Origin of the sequence: Streptomyces sp. NPDC051315 (assembly GCF_044455165.1) — a bacterium.
GTDB lineage: Bacteria > Actinomycetota > Actinomycetes > Streptomycetales > Streptomycetaceae > Streptomyces.
The window spans coordinates 297,535-316,943 of sequence record NZ_JBITEN010000007.1 but is presented as its reverse complement, the minus strand read 5'-3'; the positions used below and the strand labels follow the sequence as shown (position 1 = coordinate 316,943).

The 19,409-nt window shown below is 71.0% G+C and carries 15 protein-coding genes and 1 other RNA gene; 8 read left to right on the top strand and 8 right to left on the bottom strand.

Translation table 11 applies throughout. The features are described 5' to 3' along the window. The first annotated feature begins 101 nt into the window (after window positions 1–101). Window positions 102–995: a hypothetical protein gene (locus tag ACIBBD_RS16515; RefSeq protein WP_399420078.1), complete on the top strand. Its 894-nt coding sequence runs from the start codon at window positions 102–104 to the stop codon at window positions 993–995. 115 nt (window positions 996–1,110) lie between these two features. Here the strand turns inward: ACIBBD_RS16515 and ACIBBD_RS16510 are convergent, their stop codons facing one another. Next, window positions 1,111–1,302, bottom strand: a complete 192-nt coding sequence (locus ACIBBD_RS16510) for a hypothetical protein (protein WP_385073572.1) — start codon at window positions 1,300–1,302, stop codon at window positions 1,111–1,113. A gap of 237 nt (window positions 1,303–1,539) precedes the next feature. Here ACIBBD_RS16510 and ftsE point away from each other — a divergent pair, with 237 nt between their 5' ends. The 5 genes from ftsE (at window position 1,540) to ssrA (ending at window position 5,555) form a co-directional block, all read left to right on the top strand. Beyond that, window positions 1,540–2,229, top strand: coding sequence for a cell division ATP-binding protein FtsE (gene ftsE, locus ACIBBD_RS16505; protein ID WP_264930924.1), 690 nt, complete (start codon window positions 1,540–1,542; stop codon window positions 2,227–2,229). A 31-nt stretch (window positions 2,230–2,260) separates the two neighbouring features. Next, window positions 2,261–3,178 carry a permease-like cell division protein FtsX gene (gene ftsX, locus ACIBBD_RS16500; RefSeq protein WP_399420077.1) on the top strand — a complete coding sequence of 306 codons (918 nt, stop codon included), beginning with the start codon at window positions 2,261–2,263 and terminating at the stop codon, window positions 3,176–3,178. Window positions 3,179–3,246: 68 nt separating this feature from the next. Continuing rightward, complete coding sequence (locus ACIBBD_RS16495; protein WP_399420076.1) at window positions 3,247–4,416, top strand: S41 family peptidase; 1,170 nt, start codon at window positions 3,247–3,249, stop codon at window positions 4,414–4,416. A gap of 70 nt (window positions 4,417–4,486) precedes the next feature. Continuing rightward, the gene (gene smpB / locus ACIBBD_RS16490; RefSeq protein ID WP_399420075.1) at window positions 4,487–5,032 is read left to right on the top strand and encodes an SsrA-binding protein SmpB; all 546 of its coding nucleotides are present in this window, start codon (window positions 4,487–4,489) and stop codon (window positions 5,030–5,032) included. A 119-nt stretch (window positions 5,033–5,151) separates the two neighbouring features. Further along, window positions 5,152–5,555: a transfer-messenger RNA gene (gene ssrA / locus ACIBBD_RS16485) on the top strand. 58 nt (window positions 5,556–5,613) lie between these two features. Here the strand turns inward: ssrA and ACIBBD_RS16480 are convergent. The 7 genes from ACIBBD_RS16480 to ACIBBD_RS16450 all read right to left on the bottom strand — a co-directional run bounded on the left by ACIBBD_RS16480 (window position 5,614) and on the right by ACIBBD_RS16450 (window position 16,460). Further along, the gene (locus ACIBBD_RS16480) at window positions 5,614–8,529 is read right to left on the bottom strand and encodes a glycoside hydrolase family 3 C-terminal domain-containing protein (RefSeq protein ID WP_399420074.1); all 2,916 of its coding nucleotides are present in this window, start codon (window positions 8,527–8,529) and stop codon (window positions 5,614–5,616) included. A 69-nt stretch (window positions 8,530–8,598) separates the two neighbouring features. Next, window positions 8,599–9,606 (bottom strand): LacI family DNA-binding transcriptional regulator, encoded by a 1,008-nt coding sequence (locus ACIBBD_RS16475; protein WP_399420073.1) that lies wholly within the window; start codon window positions 9,604–9,606, stop codon window positions 8,599–8,601. Next, entirely contained in the window at window positions 9,606–11,855 is a 2,250-nt protein-coding gene (gene yicI / locus ACIBBD_RS16470; RefSeq protein WP_399420072.1) for an alpha-xylosidase, read from the bottom strand. Before yicI ends, ACIBBD_RS16475 begins: the two co-directional genes overlap by 1 nt. A gap of 11 nt (window positions 11,856–11,866) precedes the next feature. Beyond that, window positions 11,867–12,691, bottom strand: coding sequence for a carbohydrate ABC transporter permease (locus ACIBBD_RS16465; protein ID WP_399420071.1), 825 nt, complete (start codon window positions 12,689–12,691; stop codon window positions 11,867–11,869). Continuing rightward, window positions 12,688–13,653 carry a carbohydrate ABC transporter permease gene (locus ACIBBD_RS16460; RefSeq protein WP_399420070.1) on the bottom strand — a complete coding sequence of 322 codons (966 nt, stop codon included), beginning with the start codon at window positions 13,651–13,653 and terminating at the stop codon, window positions 12,688–12,690. The genes ACIBBD_RS16465 and ACIBBD_RS16460 overlap by 4 nt, the downstream gene beginning before the upstream one ends. Continuing rightward, window positions 13,650–14,948 carry an ABC transporter substrate-binding protein gene (locus ACIBBD_RS16455; RefSeq protein WP_399420069.1) on the bottom strand — a complete coding sequence of 433 codons (1,299 nt, stop codon included), beginning with the start codon at window positions 14,946–14,948 and terminating at the stop codon, window positions 13,650–13,652. Before ACIBBD_RS16455 ends, ACIBBD_RS16460 begins: the two co-directional genes overlap by 4 nt. Window positions 14,949–15,077: 129 nt before the next feature. Beyond that, window positions 15,078–16,460: an MFS transporter gene (locus ACIBBD_RS16450; protein ID WP_399420067.1), complete on the bottom strand. Its 1,383-nt coding sequence runs from the start codon at window positions 16,458–16,460 to the stop codon at window positions 15,078–15,080. A gap of 83 nt (window positions 16,461–16,543) precedes the next feature. Here ACIBBD_RS16450 and ACIBBD_RS16445 point away from each other — a divergent pair, with 83 nt between their 5' ends. Beyond that, a complete protein-coding gene (locus ACIBBD_RS16445) occupies window positions 16,544–17,536 on the top strand; it encodes a LysR family transcriptional regulator (RefSeq protein ID WP_399420066.1) in 993 nt (330 codons plus the stop codon). Between the two features lie 391 nt (window positions 17,537–17,927). Continuing rightward, window positions 17,928–19,322 (top strand): nitrate/nitrite transporter, encoded by a 1,395-nt coding sequence (locus ACIBBD_RS16440; protein WP_399420065.1) that lies wholly within the window; start codon window positions 17,928–17,930, stop codon window positions 19,320–19,322. Window positions 19,323–19,409: the final 87 nt, after the last annotated feature.

The following is a 19,409-nucleotide window of genomic DNA, read 5'->3' as shown; positions in this document are numbered from 1 at the left end:
GCATGTGAACCGGGGGGCTCGCTGAATCTCAAGCTACCTCCGTCGATCACCGTCCCGAGCGCGGCCTCATCGACAATTCGGCTACTGGGGGTAGCAACCATATGACCAAGAAGACGCGGATCCGGGTCGCGCGCATTGCCGCCGGCGCCGTGATCGCCGCGGGCGCCTCGCTGACGGTGGCGGGCGCCGCCAACGCCGTGGACGGCGGCGAGAGCAGCCTCATCGAGACGCTGTCCGGCGAGGACGAAGCGGGCACCGAGGACGACCCCGTCTGCGACATCGTCGCCACTCCTGACTGCGATGACGAGGGCGCCGCCCAGGGTACGTCCGAAGGTGCGGCGCAGGGCACCGCTCAGGGCACGGCTCAGGGCACGGCTCAGGGTTCGTCCGAGGGCACGGCGCAGGGCACCGCTCAGGGTACTGCTCAGGGCACCGCCCAGGGCACGGCTCAGGGTTCGTCCGAGGGCACGGCCCAGGGCACCGCGCAGGGTACGGCGCAGGGCACCGCGCAGGGTACGGCCCAGGGCACCGCGCAGGGTACGGCCCAGGGCACCGCGCAGGGTACGGCCCAGGGCACCGCGCAGGGCTCCTCCAACGGCTCGGGCAACAACGGCGGTGCCGGTAACAACGGCGGTGCCGGCAACAACGGTGGCTCCGGTAACAACGGCGGCTCCGGCAACAACGGTGGCTCCAGCAGCACGGGTGGCGACGCCTCCATCGGCGGCTCCTCCTCCACCGGTGGCAGCTCCTCCACCGGCGGTTCCGGCACCACCCCCGACGGCACCTCCGTTCAGGAGGCCGGCAGCTCCGCGCTGACCGACACCTCGGACTCCACCACCGAAGCCGTCGCCCAGGGCGGCGGCAAGGAGCTCGCCGAGACCGGTGCCGGGCAGACCACCTTCCTGATCATCGGTGCGGCCACGATGATCGCCGGTGGCATCGGCTTCCGCGTCCTCCCGCGCCTCGTCGCGGGCCGCGGCGGAGTGGCTGCCTGACGGTAGCCGCACCCGTACGGGCCGTACGTGAACGCGCGAAGGGGCCCGGAGCTGGTCAGCTCCGGGCCCCTTCGGCGTCGTACCGCTGAGCGGTCCTGGGGGGGCGGTCCTCCGGCTACGCGCTCTGGTGGGCGAGCAGGGCCACCGCGGCCACCAGCACCGCCAGCAGCGCTATCAGCGCCATCGGATTGAGGCCCGCGAAGAAGTTCTCCTGCTGCATCCGCTCGCGGTTCGCGCGGCACACGGGGCACCGGCCCTCGCTCACGGGCGCGGCGCAGTTAGCGCACACCAGCCGGTCGTACGTCATGCGCTCGCCCTCCTTGCACCGGTTCCACGTACACAACGCCCGCGGGAACGCAAACGTTCCCCACCACTGTGCCAGGTTCCACCGGATTCAGCGCGGGCTCCCGGCAGCAGCCGACCCCCCACACGGAGCCCGCACAAAAACACACAAGCCACACGCAACCGCAACCGGTGCCTGCGCACCCGTACCCGGTTCGCGTATGGTCACGCTCATCTACCCCCGGCGACCCGTGGTGCATCCGTGATCCGATTCGACAACGTCTCCAAGGTCTACCCCAAGCAGAGCCGCCCCGCACTCAGGGATGTGTCCCTCGAAGTGGAGAAGGGCGAGTTCGTGTTCCTCGTGGGGTCCTCCGGCTCCGGAAAGTCCACCTTCCTGCGGCTGATCCTCCGCGAGGAGCGGTGCAGCCACGGTCAGGTGCACGTCCTGGGCAAGGACCTCGCACGGCTGTCCAACTGGAAGGTGCCGCAGATGCGCCGCCAGTTGGGGACCGTCTTCCAGGACTTCCGCCTCCTGCCGAACAAGACGGTGGCGGAGAACGTCGCCTTCGCGCAGGAGGTCATCGGAAAGTCGCGCGGCGAGATCCGCAAGTCCGTGCCGCAGGTGCTCGACCTCGTCGGGCTCGGCGGCAAGGAGGACCGGATGCCCGGTGAGCTCTCCGGTGGTGAGCAGCAGCGCGTGGCCATCGCGCGGGCCTTCGTGAACCGGCCCAAGCTGCTGATCGCCGACGAGCCCACCGGCAACCTCGACCCGCAGACCTCCGTCGGCATCATGAAGCTGCTCGACCGGATCAACCGGACCGGTACGACCGTGGTGATGGCGACGCACGACCAGAACATCGTGGACCAGATGCGCAAGCGCGTCATCGAGCTGGAGAAGGGCCGCCTCGTCCGCGACCAGGCACGCGGCGTCTACGGCTACCAGCACTGACCCGTCCACGGAAAGGCCTGAACAACACGCCATGCGCGCCCAGTTCGTACTGTCGGAGATCGGTGTCGGTCTTCGCCGCAACCTGACGATGACCTTCGCCGTCATCGTCTCCGTCGCCCTGTCGCTCGCCCTGTTCGGCGGGTCGCTCCTGATGAGCGACCAGGTCAGCACGATGAAGGGCTACTGGTACGACAAGGTCAACGTCTCGATCTTCCTCTGCAACAAGAGTGACGCCGAGTCCGATCCCAACTGCGCCAAGGGAGCGGTGACCGACGACCAGAAGGACCGGATCCTCGCCGACCTGAAGAAGATGGCGGTCGTCGACAATGTCACCCACGAGTCGCAGGACGAGGCGTACAAGCACTACAAGGAGCAGTTCGGCGACTCCCCGCTGGCCGCCTCCCTCACGCCGGACCAGATGCAGGAGTCGTACCGCATCAAGCTGAAGGACCCGGAGAAGTACCAGGTCATCGCGACCGCCTTCGACGGGCGGGACGGTGTGCAGTCCGTGCAGGACCAGAAGGGCATCCTGGACAACCTGTTCGGCTTGCTCAACGGCATGAACTGGGCCGCGCGGGCGGTGATGGCGCTGATGCTCGTCGTCGCGCTGATGCTGATCGTCAACACGGTGCGTGTCTCCGCGTTCAGCCGACGGCGTGAGACCGGCATCATGCGGCTGGTCGGCGCCTCCGGCTTCTACATCCAGGCCCCGTTCATCGCGGAGGCGGCGGTCGCCGGACTCATCGGCGGCACGGTCGCGTGCGGATTCCTGGTGATCGCGCGGTACTTCATCATCGACCACGGTCTCGCCCTGTCCGAGAAGCTGAACCTGATCAACTTCATCGGCTGGGACGCCGTGTTGACGAAGCTCCCGCTCATCCTCGCCACCAGCCTGCTGATGCCCGCGCTGGCCGCGTTCTTCGCGCTGCGCAAGTACCTGAAGGTGTGACGCATGCCAAGGGGGTCGCACAGTCATCCGACCGTGCGGCCCCTTCGCGTTCCCCTAGACTCACCGCCATGTCAGGCCGTGACCCGTTCTGTCCGCCCCGCCGCCTCGGCCGCGGGGCCGCCCTGACGTTGGTGTTCGCGAGCGTGCTCGTCGCGGGCGCGGCGACCGGCGCGCTGCCCGGCGACAGCCGCGGGACCGCGTCCGACCGGACGCGCGCGGCCGCCCCCACCAGTCACCCCGAGGCGGTGACCAGGGCCGCCGAGGAGGCGATGGCCGACGGGAAGTCGCCCCTGGAGGCCGCCGAACGCGCCGTCAGCCGCAGCGGGGACCGCTGGGCCGCGGTGTACTCCGCGGGCGAGTACGAGGAGTTCGAGGAGTCCCTCGACGGCCGGTACACCGGGGTCGGCCTGGAGGCGCGGCGCGAGCGGGACGGCCGGATCGAGGTGACCAAGGTGCAGTCCGGGTCGCCCGCGGCCGCCGCCGGGCTCCGCGCGGGCGACCGGCTGCGCAGCGTCGACGGCAAGGCGGTCGACGGACGTCCGGTCACCGAGGTCGTCTCCTTACTGCGGGGTGACGCCACGGACGCGCCCGCCGGCACCACCGTCCGTCTCGGCCTCCAGCGCGGCACGCGCGCGTGGACCGAGACCCTGCGCCGGGCCCGCCTGTCCACCGACTCGGTCACCGTGCGCAGGCTCGCCGGGGGCGTCACCGTCATCACCGTCGCCGCGTTCACCAAGGGCGTCGGCGACACCGTCCGCACCGCCGTACGCAAGGCCCCGGCGGGCGCCGGGATCGTCCTGGACCTGCGGGGCAACTCCGGCGGCCTGGTCACCGAGGCCGTCTCCACCGCCTCCGCCTTCCTGGACGGCGGCCTCGTCGCCACCTACGACGTCGACGGCGAGGAGCGCGCCCTGCACGCCGAGCCCGACGGTGACACCGACAGGCCCCTGGTCGCGCTCGTCGACGGCGGCACCATGAGCGCGGCGGAGCTGCTCACCGGTGCCCTGCAGGACCGCGGCCGCGCGGTCGTCGTGGGCTCCCGCACCTTCGGCAAGGGATCGGTGCAGATGCCGAGCCGGCTGCCCGACGGCTCCGTCGCGGAGCTGACCGTCGGCCACTACCGCACCCCCTCCGGTCACACCGTCGACGGCACCGGCATCACCCCCGACCTGGACGCCGGCGACCAGGCCCTGGAGCGGGCCGAGACCGTGCTGAGCGGGCTCGGCGACGCGTCCTGAGCGGCCGGCCCGCCGGACCGCGTAATCGGCTTTCCCCCCGGCCCCCTCCAGGTGCGAAAATGGCCCCACTATGAGCAAGGGAATGTACGTACCCAAGGAGTCCCAGCCGAAGCAGGGCAAGCCGGCTGCGGGCAAGGCCAAGGACGGCCAGCGCAAGATGATCGCGCAGAACAAGAAGGCCCGGCACGACTACGCGATCATCGACACCTACGAGGCCGGTCTCGTCCTCACCGGCACCGAGGTGAAGTCGCTGCGCCAGGGCCGCGCCTCGCTGGTCGACGGCTTCGTCCAGGTGGACCGGGGTGAGGCCTGGCTGCACAACGCCCACATCCCCGAGTACAGCCAGGGCAGCTGGACCAACCACTCCGCGCGCCGCAAGCGCAAGCTGCTGCTGCACCGCGAGGAGATCGACAAGCTGGCGGTGAAGTCGGAGGAGACGGGTCACACGATCGTGCCCCTCGCCCTGTACTTCAAGGACGGCCGGGCCAAGGCCGAGATCGCGCTGGCGCGCGGCAAGAAGGAGTACGACAAGCGGCAGACCCTGCGGGAGAAGCAGGACCGCCGGGACGCGGAGCGCGTGATCGCGGCGGCGAAGCGGCGGCAGCGGGGCGCGTAGGCGGGTCTCCCCCGGGGGGCCGGTTGCGGCACCCGGGAATAGGCTGGCATCGGTGTGCGTTGGTCACGTACGATGGCACCTGTGCCTCACAGCGGGCACGACGATTGAAAAATCAACATGGGGATGATCGGTTTCGACAGCGGATGTCGAAGCAGGGGAAGCGTGTCGAGGAAGCGGCCATGATCTCGTAAACCACAGGCCGAAAAAAATAATCGCCACTGTTAAGAGCGATTCTCCCAAGGCGACGCAGTTCGCCCTCGCTGCCTGATCAGGTAGCTAGGCAACTGCCCCTTACTTAAGGGAGTGTCAGCCCGGGCTCGTTCCCGACCCGGATCCTGGCATCAGCTAGGGAACTAAACCTTGATCCCGGTCACGGGGTGAAGAGGGAAATCAAACAGTGACTGGGCCCGTCGGCGACTTGTTCGCGTGATCGCCGGGGCCGAGAAAAGCGCAGCGAACTGCACACGGAGAAGCCCTGGTTCCTCACCGTTGGACGCGGGTTCGATTCCCGCCATCTCCACTCATCCCATGTGCCAAGGACCCCGTCGCTCTCAGCGGCGGGGTCCTCGGCGTTCACCGGTCTAGCGCAGGCTGAACGTCGACACGCGCAGCCCCTTGCTCAGCACCAGGTACACGTCCGTACGGCCCTTCGCCGCCGTCGACAGGTCCGCGGTGACCGTCTCGTACGTGTACGGCGATCCCGTCCCGGCCGTGCGGGCCGTCCCGGCGAGCGGGCCGGTGGGGGAGCCGAGGCGGACCTCGACCGTGCCGGGGGAGGTGCCGGAGACGCGGGCGGTGAGGCGGCCGGCGGCCGGGCCGAGGCGCGCGTCCTCGAAGCTGAGCCAGGAACCGTCGGCCGTCGCCTCCACCGCGGTACCGCGCACCTTGGACTCGTCGACGAGGCGGGTGCCGGCGTAGTCGTCGAAGTTCTCCGCGCGGGTCGCCGCCGACAGGTCCCGGGGCGGGATCGTCTCACCTCTGACCTGCCAGGAGGCACGGCTGCGGAGGTCCGAGGACGACGCGCCGACCAGGATGTCGTACGTGCCCGTCTCGACCACCCACTTCGAGCGGGTGACGTCCCAGTGGGCGAGGTCGGACGGGGTCAGCGCCAGACGGACCGTCTTCGTCTCGCCCGGCTTCAGCGACACCCGCTGGAACGCCTTCAGCTGCTTCAGGGGCTGCTTGTCGCGGGAGGCGCGCTGGTGGGTGTAGAGCTGCACCACCTCGTCGCCGGCCCGGCTGCCCGTGTTGGTGACCCGCACCTCGTAGCCGCCGGCCACGTGTCGCAGCTCGCCGTAGCGGAAGGTCGTGTACGACAGACCGTGGCCGAAGGGGTAGAGGGGGCGGCCCGTGAAGTACTGGTAGGTGCGGCCGGACTTGATGATGTCGTAGTCGAGGATCGACGGCAGGTCCGCCTCCGAGCGGTACCAGGTCTGGGTCAGTCGGCCCGCCGGGTTCGCGTCGCCGTAGAGGAGGTCGGCCAGCGCGTTGCCCGTCTCCTGGCCGGCGTGGGAGGTCCACAGGACGGCCGGGACCTCCTTCTGGAGCGACCCGAGCGTGGTCGGATAGCTGTTCTCCACGATCACGACCGTCTTCGGGTTGGCCTTGCGGACCGCTCTGACCAGGGCTTCCTGGGCGGGGGCCAGGGCCATGTCGGTGCGGTCGTGGGCCTCACGGCCGTTGATCGAGGGGTTGGAGCCGACCACGACGACCGCCGCGTCCCTGCCCCTGACCGCGGCGACCGCCTCGCTCAGGCCGCTTCTGACCACGTCCTTCGCGTAGTGCGCGGCCTCCTCCTTCGGCACCAGGCCGAGGGTGCCGTCCGTTCCGGCCGGGCCGAGGTAGACCGGGTTCGACCACCAGGACTCCTCGGTCTCGTAGCCCGCGTAACGCAGCAGGTACGTGCCGTCCGGCTGCCCCTCCAGCTTGAACTGCTGCTGGGCGAACCAACCGCCGGGCTGGACCTGGTCGTTGACGAAGTCCGACCAGTTGTAGCCGACGTAACGGCCGTTGGCCGCCGAGCGCAGGGTCAGCACGCCCTGGCCCCAGTCGAACACGTCGAACTGGGCCGCCAGGGTGGGCCCTTCGGCGCTGTCCCTCAGCGCCGCGCCCGCCGTGCCCGTGCCCGCCGTGACGTACCCGCCCGTCGCCGTGTCCCGCAGCGTGATCCGGTCCACGCCCTCGCTGGTGGTGACGTCCGTGCCGAGCTTGGCGGCGATGCCGTCGGCGGGGGTGACGGCGTAGGGGAGGGTGCCCGAGTACCAGTCGGTGTAGAGGGTGTCGGCGAGGGGGCCGACGACGGCCACGTCCTTCTCCGCGGCCCTCAGGGGGAGCGTGCGCGCCTGGTTCTTCAGCAGGACCGCGCCCTCGGTCGCCGCCTCGCGGGCCAGTCCCCGGTGCTCCGGGCTGTTGATCACCGACGCGTCGATCGCGCCGTACCTGCCGCCGCCCGGGTCGAACTCGCCCAAGCGGACCCGCACGGAGAGGATGTGCGAGACGGCCGTGTCGATGTCCGACTGGGCCAGCAGGCCCTGGTCCAGAGCCGACCGGACGGCGGTGGTCGTCGGGCCGGGGTCCGCGCCGTTGTCCGTGAAGCTGTCGATGCCCGCCTTCAGGGCGGCCGCGTCGCCCTCGGCGAGGGTCGGGTAGTAGCGCTGGTCACCGGGGAGGTTGGCGGGGGCGAAGGCGTCGGTGACGTTCAGCAGGTCGCGGTCGGTCCAGGTGCGGACGACGTCGTTCAGATCGGGATTCACCGTCGCGGGACGGCCGTTGACCAGGTTGTAGGAGGACATCACCCCGGTGGCCGCGTCCGCCGCGATCGCCGGTCTGAAGGCGGCCTCGTCGTACTCCTTGGCCACGCGCGGGCGCAGCTCGGAGGAGGTGGTCGTGCGGTGCCACTCGTTGTTGTTGGCGAGGTAGTGCTTGAGGGTGGGCGCGGTCTTCAGGTGGTCGGGGTCCCCGCCCGTAAGGCCCTTGCCGTACGCCGTGGACAGCGCGCCGGTCAGCGTCGGGTCCTCGCTGTAGCCCTCCTCGTTGCGGCCCCAGCGCGGATCGCGCAGCAGGTTCACCACCGGCGCCCAGAGGTTGAGGCCCCAGCCGTCGGGGCGTTCCTGCTGGAAGCCGCGTACCTCGTCGCCGACCGCCGAGCCGACCCGCTCCATCAGCTTCGGGTCCCAGGTCGAGGCCAGGCCGACGGCCTGCGGGAAGACGGTGGTCTCGCCGAGCCAGGCGACGCCGTGCAGGGCCTCGGTGCCGGTGCGGAAGGACCGGATGCCCAGACGCGGGATCGCGGGCTGGTGCTGGTGGAGGAGGGAGATCTTCTCCTCCAGGGTCAGCCGGGCGAGGAGGTCGTCGACGCGCCGGTCGACGGTGAGCGCGGGGTCGCGGAAGGGGTACGGGTCGGGACCGGCCGTCGCGGGGACGGTGGATCCCAGGCCGGCGATCAGGGCGAACGCCAGGACCAGCGTGGTTCTGCGGCTTCTTCGTCTGCCTTGCATGACACGGCTCCTTCGGCATCTCGTTGCGACGGGGCCTCGCGCACACCGGGGCGGGTGAGGCGGGGCGGTTCAGGCGGGGCGCGGTGCCGTGCTCGCGCGCTGCGTCAGCCGGGGCGGAAGCAGGGTCGCCTCCGGCACCTCGTCCCCGGCCAGCTTCGCCATCAGCAGGTCGACCGCCCGCGTGCCGACCTCCGCCGACGGCAGCGCGACGGAGGTGACGGGCACGCGGAGGCTCTCGGCGAGCTCGTCGGGGCAGATCGCCGTGACCGACAGATCGCCGGGCACCCGCAGCCCGAGCTGCTCGAAGGCGTCGATCAGCGGCTCCAGGACCGCCTCGTTGTGGACGACCACACCGGTCAGCGCCGGCTGCTCGCGCAGGAGCTGCTCCGCCACCCGGCGCGCGGCGGCGGGCGTGGCCTCGCAGGGGTGGACGGCGCAGGCGAGCCCGCCGCGGTCGGCGGCCGCGGTGAACCCCTGCACCACCCGCTGCGCGAACGCCGTCCCACGCACGTACACCTCCGGCGGTGAGCCGACCAGCGCCACCACCCGGTGCCCGAACTGCGCCAGATGCTCCACGCAGACCTCCCCCGCCGTCCGGAAGTCGAGGTCGATGCAGGTCAGCCCGGTGGCCTCGTGCGGGAACCCGATCATCACGGAGGGCCGGTCGAGGGAGCGCAGCAGGGACAGCCGGGGGTCGCGGAGCTGGACGTCCATCAGGATCAGGGCGTCCACCAGCGCGGTGTCCGCGACCCTGCGCAGGCCGTCCTCGCCCTCCTCCTGGGTGAGCAGCAGCACGTCGTGGTCGTGGCGCCGGGCGGCCACCGCCACCGACACCGCGAACTGCATGACGACCGGGACGTGGATGCCGGTCCGCAGCGGCACCACCAGGGCGAGCACGTTGGAGCGGCTGCTGGCCAGGGCCCGGGCGCCCGCGTGCGGCCGGTAGCCCAGCTCGCGGATGGCCGCCTCGACCCGCTGCCGGGTCTCCTCGGAGATCGGGCGCTTGCCGCTGAGCGCGTAGGACACGGTGCTGGGGGAGACCCCGGCGTGCCGTGCCACGTCGGTGATCTTCACCATCAGTCCAGCTCCAGGGTGAGGAAGCCGGTGCCCGCCTTCGCCCGCGCGAGGCGCTCCCCGGCCGCCAGCGCCCAGGGCGCCGAGGGGGCGCTGGAGCAGGCCCGCAGGGTGTCGCCCTCCCGGACGACGGTGAAGGTGACCCCGCCGGCCCGGACCGTCACCTGGGCGCCGCGCCGGAGGCCGTACGCGCGCAGCGTGACCCCGTCGGCGTGCGCGTAGTCGGGGCGGTCGGCGTGCGCGCCCACCGGGAGGACCGCGCCGGGCCGTACCAGCAGGGGCAGGCTGAGGACGTCGTGCCGCTCGCGCACCCAGCGCGGCCCGGTGACCGTGCGTCCGGTGAGGTAGTGGGTCCAGGTGCCCTCGGGGACGTAGTAGGTGACGTCTCCCTCGTCGCTGAAGACGGGCGCGACCAGCAGGTCGGGGCCGAGCATGTACTGCCGTTCCAGGTGCGCGCAGCCGGGGTCGTCGGGGAACTCCAGGACCATCGCCCGCATGACCGGCGTCCCCTCCTCGTGGGCGACGCGCGCCGCGTCGTAGAGGTAGGGCATGAGCCGCAGCTTCAGCCGGGTGAAGTGCCGCAGCACGTCCACGGACTGTTCGTCGAACAGCCAGGGCACCCGGTACGAGGAGGAGCCGTGCAGCCGGCTGTGCGAGGAGAGCAGCCCGAAGGCCAGCCACCGTTTGAACAGCGCCGGGGTCGGTGTCCCCTCGAAGCCGCCGATGTCGTGGCTCCAGAAGCCGAACCCGGACAGGCCGAGCGAGAGCCCGCCGCGCAGCGACTCGGCCATCGACTCGTACGTCGCCTCGCAGTCGCCGCCCCAGTGCACCGGGAACTGCTGGCTGCCGGCCGTCGCCGACCGTGCGAAGACGACCGCCTCCCCCTCGCCGCGGTGCTTGCGCAGCACGTCGAAGACGGTGCGGTTGTACAGGTACGTGTAGTAGTTGTGCATCCGCTCCGGGTCGGAGCCGTCGGACCAGGCCACGTCGACCGGGACCCGCTCGCCGAAGTCGGTCTTGAAGCAGTCGACGCCCTGCGCGAGCAGCGCCTGAAGCTTCGCCGCGTACCAGTCGCGGGCGGCGGGGCTGGTGAAGTCGACGAGCGCCATGCCCGGCTGCCACAGGTCCCACTGCCACACGCTGCCGTCGGGGCGCTTCAGCAGGTGCCCGAGCGCCTTGCCCTCCGCGAACAGCGGCGACCGCTGGGCGATGTACGGGTTGATCCACACGCACACGTGCAGGCCCTTGGCCTTCAGCCGGGCCAGCATCCCCTCCGGGTCCGGGAACACCCGTGGGTCCCACCGGAAGTCGCACCACTGGAACTCCCGCATCCAGAAGCAGTCGAAGTGGAAGACGGACAGGGGCAGTTCGCGCTCCCGCATGCCCTCGATGAAGGAGGTCACCGTCTCCTCGTCGTACGAGGTCGTGAAGGACGTCGACAGCCACAGGCCGAAGGACCAGACGGGCGGCAGCGCCGGACGGCCGGTGAGGGCGGTGTACCGGCGCAGGATCTCCTTCGGGGTGGGGCCGTGGACGACGTAGTACGTCAGCTCCTGGGTCTCCGCGCTGAACTGCACCTTCGACACCGTCTCCGAGCCGACCTCGAAGGAGACCTTGCCGGGGTGGTCGACGAAGACGCCGTAGCCCGCGTCCGTCAGGTAGAACGGGACGTTCTTGTAGGCCTGTTCGGTGGCGGTGCCGCCGTCGGCGTTCCAGACGTCGACGACCTGGCCGTTCCTCACCAGCGGGCCGAAGCGTTCGCCGAGGCCGTAGACGCTGGTGCCGACGCCGAGGCTGAGCCGCTCGCGCAGGTAGTGGGCGCCGGTCGCGTCGCGCATGATGCCCATGCCCTTGGCGCCGCTGGAGGTCAGGACGCGGCCGTGGGCGAGGAACTCCACCTGCCAGGGCCCGCCGCGGGTCACCCGCACCGACAGCGCGCCCGAGGTCAGGGTCGCGTGCTCGTCGTCGTGGGAGATCTGGGGGACGGTCTCGCCCCCGGTGAGCTCGAAGGCGGGCCCGCGCGGCCGATCGCCGGTGAAGTGGGTCAGGGTGAGGCCGATGACGTCGGGCATCGGGGTGTGCGCGGTGATCGTCATGACCGGTCCTGTCATCAGGTCGCCGCGCGAGCGGATGGGCCGGGTGGGCGCGTGGATCTCCAGGACGCCGTCCGACGCGCCGACGTCGAGGACCTCGGCCGGGTAGGCGGCCGTGACGCCCTCGCGCAGCAGCCAGTAACCATCGGTGAACTTCATGCGGTGGGTCCTTACTTCACGGCTCCCACGGCGATGCCGCGGGTGAGCGTCCGCTGGAAGAGGAGGAAGAAGACGACGGCCGGGAGCACGCCGAGCAGGGCGGCCGCGTTGGTCATCGTGGCGTCCATCAGGCGCTGGCCCTGCAGCACGCCGAGGGCCACCGACACCGTCTGGTTGTCGTTGGAGATCAGCATGACCAGCGGGAGCAGGAACTCGTTCCAGGTCCAGACGAAGAAGAAGACCAGGAGCACGCCGAGGGTGGGCCGGCTGACCGGGACGACGATCCGCCACAGCACCTGCCATCTGGTCGCGCCGTCGATCCGCGCGGCCTCGATGATCTCGCGGGGGAACCGGCTCAGCACCGAGGAGAGCAGGTACGTGCCGAAGGCCGCCTGGATCACCGTGAACACGATGACCACGCTGAGCCGGGTGTCGTACAGGCCGGCCTGCTTGCTCAGGTAGTAGACGGGGTAGACCAGCGCCTCCTGCGGCAGCATGTTGGCCAGGACGAAGAAGGCCAGTACCCAGGTGCGGCCCTTGATCCTGCCGATGCCGATCGCGTACGCGTTGAGGACCGACAGGACGACCGCGAGGAGGGCGACCGAGCCGCTGATCAGGACCGAGTTGACGAGCTTCTGGCTGTAGTCGACGCGCTCCCAGAAGTCCTTCAGGCCGTCCAGGTAGAGACCCTCGGGGAGGCTGAGCGGGCCGTTCCGCGCGTACTCCGCGGGGGACTTGACCGCGTTCACCGCCACGATCAGGAACGGGACGATCATGAAGAGGGCGGCGATGCAGAGGGCCACGAGGACCGGACAGCGGCGCAGGGCCGTCCTCATGAGCGTGCCCCTTCCTCGGCGTCTTCCGCGCGGGTCTGGAGTTTCAGGCCGATCAGGGACAGGACCAGGATGATCACGGTCAGGACCGTGGAGATCGCGGCGCCGTAACCGGCCTGGGTCTTCTCGAAGAACGTGGTGAAGGAGAAGTAGGACGGCACGTTCGTGGCTCCGCCGGGGCCGCCCTTGGTCAGGACGTACACCGCGCCGAAGACCTTGAGCGCGGCGATCGTGCACCAGGTCAGGACGACGTAGGTCTCCGGGCGGATCTGCGGCAGCGTGATGTGCCGGAAGCGGCGCCACCAGCCGGCGCCGTCGAGCTCGGCCGCCTCGTGGAGCTGCGGGTCGACGCGTTGCAGGCCGGCCATGAAGACGACCAGCGGGAAGCCGATCTGCACCCACACCATCACGCCCATCACGCTGTACAGCGCGAAGTCGGGGTCGCCGAGCCAGTCCCGCTGCCAGGAGCCCAGGCCGACGGCCTCCAGGAACTCGTTGAGCGAGCCGTTGTCGGGGGCGAGGATCCAGCTCCAGACGATGCCGGCGACCGCGATCGGCAGCACCTGGGGGAGGTAGAAGCAGGCCCGCAGGACGGCGGCGGTCCGGGTGCCGAAGTGCCGGCCGACGTAGTCGAACAGGGCGGCCGCCAGGACCAGCCCGATCGCGGTCGGTACGACGGCCATGGCGACGACCATGAAGAGGCTGTGCCGGAACGACTCCCAGAACGCGGAGTCGTCCATCAGCTCGCGGTAGTTGGCGAGCCCGGACCACTCCGGGCTGCCCACGCCCTGCCAGTCGGTGAAGCTCACGCCCGTGTTCATCAGGAACGGGACGACGACGACCGCCAGGAAGGCGAGGGCGCCCGGGAGCAGGAACAGCGCGTAGGACTCACGGGGGCGGTGCGGGCGGACGGCCCGGTCCTGCTTGCCGGTCACCCGCCCGCCCCGCTCGACGGTCACCGTCATCGCTTCGGCGCGCCCTTGTCGTACGCCTCCTGCAAGGCGTCCAGGTAGGCGTCCGGTGTCGCGCTGCCGGTGATCAGCTTCTGCGTCTCGGAGACGAGGACGTCGTAGAAGCCGGGGACCGGCCAGTCGGGGTAGAAGGCCAGGCCGTCGCGGTCGGAGAGGGTGTTGAAGTTCGTGATGAGCTCCTTGGCCTTCGGGTCGGTGATGGCGGCGGCGTCGGCCGCGACCGGGACTCCGCCCTTGTTGCCGAGGAGGTTCTGGATCTTCTTCGACATGGTGATGTCGATGAAGTCGTAGGCGAGGTCCTTGTTCTCGGCGCTCTGGGGGACGACCCACAGGTTGCCGCCGGAGCCCAGGGTGAGGTTCGAGCCGGGCCACAGGGTGGTGCCCCAGTCGAACGTCGCCTCCGCCTGGAAGCGGCCGTACCACCAGCTGCCGGAGAACAGGATGGGCGCCTTGCCCTGGATGAAGGAGACGCCGGCCTCCTCGGCCTTGGTGCCGCTGGAGGTCTTGGCCACGTAGCCCTTCTTCACCCAGTCGGAGAAGGTCTCGGCCGCGTACGTCCAGGCCGCGTCGTGGAAGTCGGTCTTTCCCTTGTACAGCTCGTAGGAGTCGACCCAGGCGCGGTCGGCCCTGGACAGGGCGAGCTGGTAGACGTACTGCTGGGCGAGGTACTCGGCGCCGGAGTTGGCGAGCGGGGTGACGTCGTGGCCGGCGAACGTGTCCATCGCCGCGACCAGGTCGTCGAACGTCTTCGGCTCGGGGATCTCGTACTTCGCGAACAGGTCCTTGTTGAAGTAGACCATCGTGTACTCGGCGTAGTTGGGCACGCCGTACCACTTGCCGGAGCCCATCACGCCGTCGCCGTCGTACTGGCTGGTGGTGCGCACGCCCGTGCCGAGCAGCTTGTCCCAGCCGCGTTGCGTCGCCTCGGCGGACAGGTCGGTCAGCAGGCCCTGCTTGGACAGCAGGCCCGCCGTCGCGTTGCCCTTGTTGTACTCCATGAGGTCGGGGGCGTCGGAGGAGTTCAGGACCATCGGGGCCGTCTTCTGGATCTGCTCGAAGCTCTTCTCCTCGAACTTCACCTTCACGCCCGGGTGCCGGGCCTCGAACTCCTTGACCGCCTCCGTCCAGGCGATGCCCATCGCGCTGTTCGGGGCCTCGTAGTGCCACAGCCGCAGGGTTTCGGCGTCGGAGGAGCCGCCGCCGTCCGAGTCACCGCAGGAGGCCAGGAGCAGGGCCCCCGCAAGGGCCGCCGCTGCACTCGCCACCACACGCCTTCGTGCCGTCAACATCCTGTGCCTCCAGGGGAGCCGGATGGTTCTCGGGGCAGGAACGGTCGTCACGCGGGGTGAGTCGAACCGGTTCGATGCGTGACGTCGAAGCGCTTCGACGGGCGAAGGTAGGTGTCCGCTGTGAAGGCGTCAATGGGGTGCGCGGGAATCGGCCGGGCGGGTGAGGGCGGTGAGGGAGAGCAGCAGGGCGGTTCCGGCCGCCGTGACGGGCACGCCGTACCCGGCCGCCGGGGAGAGGTGCTCGGCGACCCAGCCGCCGGCCGCGCTGCCGCAGGCGATGCCGCCGAGCAGGCCGGTCACGGCCAGGGTCATGCCCTCGTTGAGGCGGCCCTCGGGGGTGCGTTCCTGGATCAGGGCCATGGTGGTGACCATGGTCGGCGCGGTCGCCATCCCGGCGATCAGCAGGGCGCCCGCCAGCAGCGGGAGCGAACCGACGCCGGCGGCGGCCAGCGGCGGGAGGGTGAGCAGGAGGGTCATCGCGGCCACCGTCCACGGATGGCGCCGGGCCGCCGGGCCGGACGGCCGCACCGCCCCGTACACCAGGCCGGCCGCGCACGAGCCGGCCGCCTGGAGCGCCAGCACGACCCCGGCCGCGGCGGAGTGCCCCCGCGCGTCCGCGAACGCGATCGTGACGACCTCCATCGCCCCGAACACGGCGCCCAGCGCGAGACAGACGGCGAGCAGCGGCGGGATCCCGGGCGCGCGCAGCGGGGACCCGGCGGTGGTGCGGGGGTGAGGGGGCGGCTCGGTCGAGCGCTGGGCGGCGAACAGCAGGACACCCGCCACCATCAGCACCGCGCCGGCCAGCGTGCCCGCCTCCGGGAAGAACGTGCCGCACAGGAAGGCCGCCAGGACCGGGCCCAGCATGAAACACAGCTCGTCGGCGGCCTGTTCGAAGGAGTTGGCGGTGTGCAGCGCGTCCGGGTCGCCCTTCAGGAGGTGGTTCCAGCGGGCGCGGGACATGCCGCCGGTGTTGGGGGTCGTGGCGGTGGCCGCGTAGGCGGCGAACAGGGTCCAGTCGGGGGCGCCCTGCCGCACGCACAGCACCAGCGCGAGGCTCCCGAGCGCCGCGAACAGCGTCGCCGGTACGGCGATCCGGGCCTGCCCGTACCGGTCGACGAGCCGCGCGATCCACGGCGCGACCAGCGCGGTCGCGGCGAGCCCGGTCGCGGTGACCGCGCCGGCGAGGGCGTACGAGCCGCGGGTACCGGCGATCATCACGACCGCGCTGACGCTGAACATGCCCATGGGCAGGCGGGCGAGGAGGTTCCCGGCGGTGAAGGCGCGGGCGCCGGGGAGGGCGAGCAGGCGGCGGTAGGGGCCGGCGGGTCGGGTGCGGTTCCGGGTGGAGGGCCAGGGGCGGGTTCCGGTGCGGCTTCCGGTGTCGGTTCCGGCGCGGTTTCCGGTACGGCTTCTGGGCGTGAAGTCGACGGCGACGAGGGTGTCGGCGGTGAGGGTGAGGAGCGGGGCCCGGGCGGGCGCGGGCGGCGGCGGTGGCGGCTGGTGCGGCATGGCTCCACCGTCGCCCGCCGATGACCAAGCGGTCCAACACCTTCTCGCCACCGATTCACGCACCTGTGTTGTAAGTTCACCGGATGTCCGCTCACCTCGACCCCCGGCTCCTGCGCGCCTTCCTCGCCGTCGCCGAGGAACTCCACTTCACCCGTGCCGCGGCCCGTCTCTACGTCGCCCAGCAGGCGCTCAGCCGGGACGTACGGCGGCTGGAGCGGGAGCTGGGCGCCGAACTGTTCGTGCGGACCACCCGGCAGGTGACGCTCACCCCGGACGGCGAGCGGCTGGTGCCCCACGCCCGCCGGGTGCTCCAGGCGCACGACGACCTGCTCACCGCGTTCCGCCAGGCCCGCCCCCTGCTGGTCGACCTGAACTCGCCGGGTCTGGAGACCGGCCGCCGGGTGCTGTACCGGGCCCGCGAACTCGCTCCCGAGCACGAGCTGATGGCCCGCTTCGAGAGCGGGCTGACCGGCGCCGCCGTCGAGATCGTCGCGGGGCGGCTGGACGTGTCGTTCGGCCGGTACGCGGGACTGGACCCGGCGTTGCGGGCCGGGCTGGACCACCAGCTGGTGCGCCTGGAGCCGATGGCGGTCCTCCTGCCCGAGGGGCACCGGCTGGCGGCGTCGGCGGAGGTGCCGTTGGCCGCGCTGGCGGGGGAGACGGTGTACGCGGGCGCCGGCAATCCGCGGACGCCGGAGTGGACCGATCTCGCCCGTGTGCTGTTCGAGGGGCGCGGCATCGCGCTCGCACCGCCCGCCCCGCTGGCCGTCGGGGTCGAGGAGTTCCGGCGCGTCATGGCGAAGGATCCTCAGCCCATCCTGGCGGTGATGGGATTTCCGGCCATGCCCGGGACGGTGCTGCGGCCGCTGGTCGACCCGGTACCTCTCTCCCCGGTGTCGCTGGTGTGGCGGAAGGGGCTGGTCCATCCGGCCCTCGACGCACTGCGCCGGGCGGCGGTCGAGCTCGGGTCCGCCGAGTCGTGGCTGGCGTGTCCCGTCACCGGGTGGATTCCAGCCAGGGACAGGAACATCGGCTCGGCCTCACCGTCTGGATCCTCCTCCGGACCCTCCCGCTGAGCGGCCCGCCCTACGGCGAGGCGCCGCCCGGCGCGTCGCCGTCGGCGGGAGGTCAGCCGTCGACGGCAGGTCAGCCGTCGACGGTGGGCCGGCCCTGCTCGGGCACGCGGACGCCCTGCTGGAGGACGCGGACGCCCTGCTCGGGCACGTGGACGCGGCGGCGGCCCCGCGTCCGTTTCCGGCCGGCCCCGTACCCTTGCCGGCAGTCGTCCCGGCCCCAGCCGGTCCGGTCCGGCTCGCGAACCTCTCACCCCGCCCCCGCGGAAGGTGAGAGCAACGTTCCCTTCCGGTCACCCACAGCCACAGCCCGGAAACGAGCCCTCCCTACCTTCGGGACTCATCACCGCTCATCACCGCGAACCACCCGAGCCCCGGAGCACGTGGAGGCGTCATGACAGCCCCTGGTACAGCCCCCGCACCGCCGACCTCCCCCAAGCGGGGAGGCCGCTGGATCGAGCAGTGGGATCCGGAGGACGAGGCGTCCTGGAACGCCGGCGGCGAGAAGATCGCCCGGCGCAACCTCCTCTTCTCCGTCCTCTCCGAGCACATCGGCTTCTCGATCTGGACCATGTGGTCCGTGCTGGTGCTCTTCATGGGGCCGGAGTACGGGCTGACGCCGGCGGACAAGTTCCTGCTGACGTCGGTGGTGACGCTGGTCGGGGCCGTCGTGCGGGTGCCGTACACCTTCGCCGTCGCCGTCTTCGGTGGCCGGAACTGGACGATCATCTCGGCGGGCCTGCTGCTCATCCCCACGATCGCCGCGTTCACCGTGATGGAGCCGGGGACCTCGTTCAACACCTTCCTCCTCGTCGGCCTGCTGGCGGGCATCGGCGGCGGCAACTTCGCCTCCTCCATGACCAACATCAACGCCTTCTTCCCGCTCCGTAAGAAGGGGTGGGCGCTCGGGCTCAACGCGGGCGGCGGCAACATCGGTGTCCCCGTCATCCAGGTCATCGCCCTCGCGATCATCGGTGCCGGCGGCGGTCCGCGCGTGCTGCTCGGGATCTACATCCCGCTGATCCTCGTCGCCGCGGTCCTGGCCGCGTTCTACATGGACAACCTCGCGTCCGTGAAGAACGACACCGGCGCCGCGAAGGACGCCGCGAAGGACGGTCACACCTGGATCATGTCCTTCCTGTACATCGGCACCTTCGGGTCGTTCATCGGCTACAGCTTCGCCTTCGGACAGGTGCTGACCAACGGGTTCGGCCGTACGCCGCTCCAGGCCGCCTACCTCACCTTCATCGGCCCGCTGCTCGGCTCCCTCATCCGCCCCCTCGGCGGCTGGCTCGCCGACCGCTACGGCGGCGCCCGGATCACCCTCTACAACTACGTCGGCATGGCCGCCGCCACCGCCATCCTGGTCTGGGCCAGCATGCAGAAGTCGCTGGCGCTCTTCGTCGCCGTCTTCGTCGTGCTGTTCGTGCTCAGCGGCCTCGGCAACGGGTCGACGTTCAAGATGATCCCCGGCATCTTCCAGGCGAAGGCCGTCGCCCAGGGGCTGCAGGGCGAGGCGGCCGCGAGCTACGGCCGTCGTCTCTCCGGCGCCTCCATGGGGCTCATCGGGGCGGTGGGCGCGCTCGGCGGCGTCGGCATCAACATGGCCTTCCGGCAGTCCTTCCTCTCCTACGGCTCCGGAACCGGCGCGTTCGTCGCCTTCCTCGTCTACTACGCCGCCTGCTTCGCGGTCACCTGGGCCGTATACCTTCGCCGCCCGGCAGGCCGGATCACCGCCTCCGGCGCCACCCCCGAGGCGAAGCAGCAGCTCAGCTACGCCGAGGTGTGACGTAACACTGGCGACATGAAGCCGAACCGAGCCTGTCACGCACCGTTGACAGGCTCGATCGGCATGCAGGTGCACGACCTGGTGCAG

Coding starts and splice junctions, on each gene's coding strand:
- ACIBBD_RS16480 (WP_399420074.1), bottom strand. CDS start 8,529: ATGCAAGGCAGACGAAGAAGCCGCAGAACCACGCTGGTCCTGGCGTTC.
- ACIBBD_RS16460 (WP_399420070.1), bottom strand. CDS start 13,653: ATGACGGTGACCGTCGAGCGGGGCGGGCGGGTGACCGGCAAGCAGGAC.
- ACIBBD_RS16445 (WP_399420066.1), top strand. CDS start 16,544: ATGTCCGCTCACCTCGACCCCCGGCTCCTGCGCGCCTTCCTCGCCGTC.
- yicI (WP_399420072.1), bottom strand. CDS start 11,855: ATGAAGTTCACCGATGGTTACTGGCTGCTGCGCGAGGGCGTCACGGCC.
- ACIBBD_RS16465 (WP_399420071.1), bottom strand. CDS start 12,691: ATGAGGACGGCCCTGCGCCGCTGTCCGGTCCTCGTGGCCCTCTGCATC.
- ACIBBD_RS16440 (WP_399420065.1), top strand. CDS start 17,928: ATGACAGCCCCTGGTACAGCCCCCGCACCGCCGACCTCCCCCAAGCGG.
- ACIBBD_RS16450 (WP_399420067.1), bottom strand. CDS start 16,460: ATGCCGCACCAGCCGCCACCGCCGCCGCCCGCGCCCGCCCGGGCCCCG.
- ACIBBD_RS16515 (WP_399420078.1), top strand. CDS start 102: ATGACCAAGAAGACGCGGATCCGGGTCGCGCGCATTGCCGCCGGCGCC.
- ftsX (WP_399420077.1), top strand. CDS start 2,261: ATGCGCGCCCAGTTCGTACTGTCGGAGATCGGTGTCGGTCTTCGCCGC.
- ACIBBD_RS16475 (WP_399420073.1), bottom strand. CDS start 9,606: ATGGTGAAGATCACCGACGTGGCACGGCACGCCGGGGTCTCCCCCAGC.
- ACIBBD_RS16510 (WP_385073572.1), bottom strand. CDS start 1,302: ATGACGTACGACCGGCTGGTGTGCGCTAACTGCGCCGCGCCCGTGAGC.
- ACIBBD_RS16455 (WP_399420069.1), bottom strand. CDS start 14,948: ATGTTGACGGCACGAAGGCGTGTGGTGGCGAGTGCAGCGGCGGCCCTT.
- smpB (WP_399420075.1), top strand. CDS start 4,487: ATGAGCAAGGGAATGTACGTACCCAAGGAGTCCCAGCCGAAGCAGGGC.
- ACIBBD_RS16495 (WP_399420076.1), top strand. CDS start 3,247: ATGTCAGGCCGTGACCCGTTCTGTCCGCCCCGCCGCCTCGGCCGCGGG.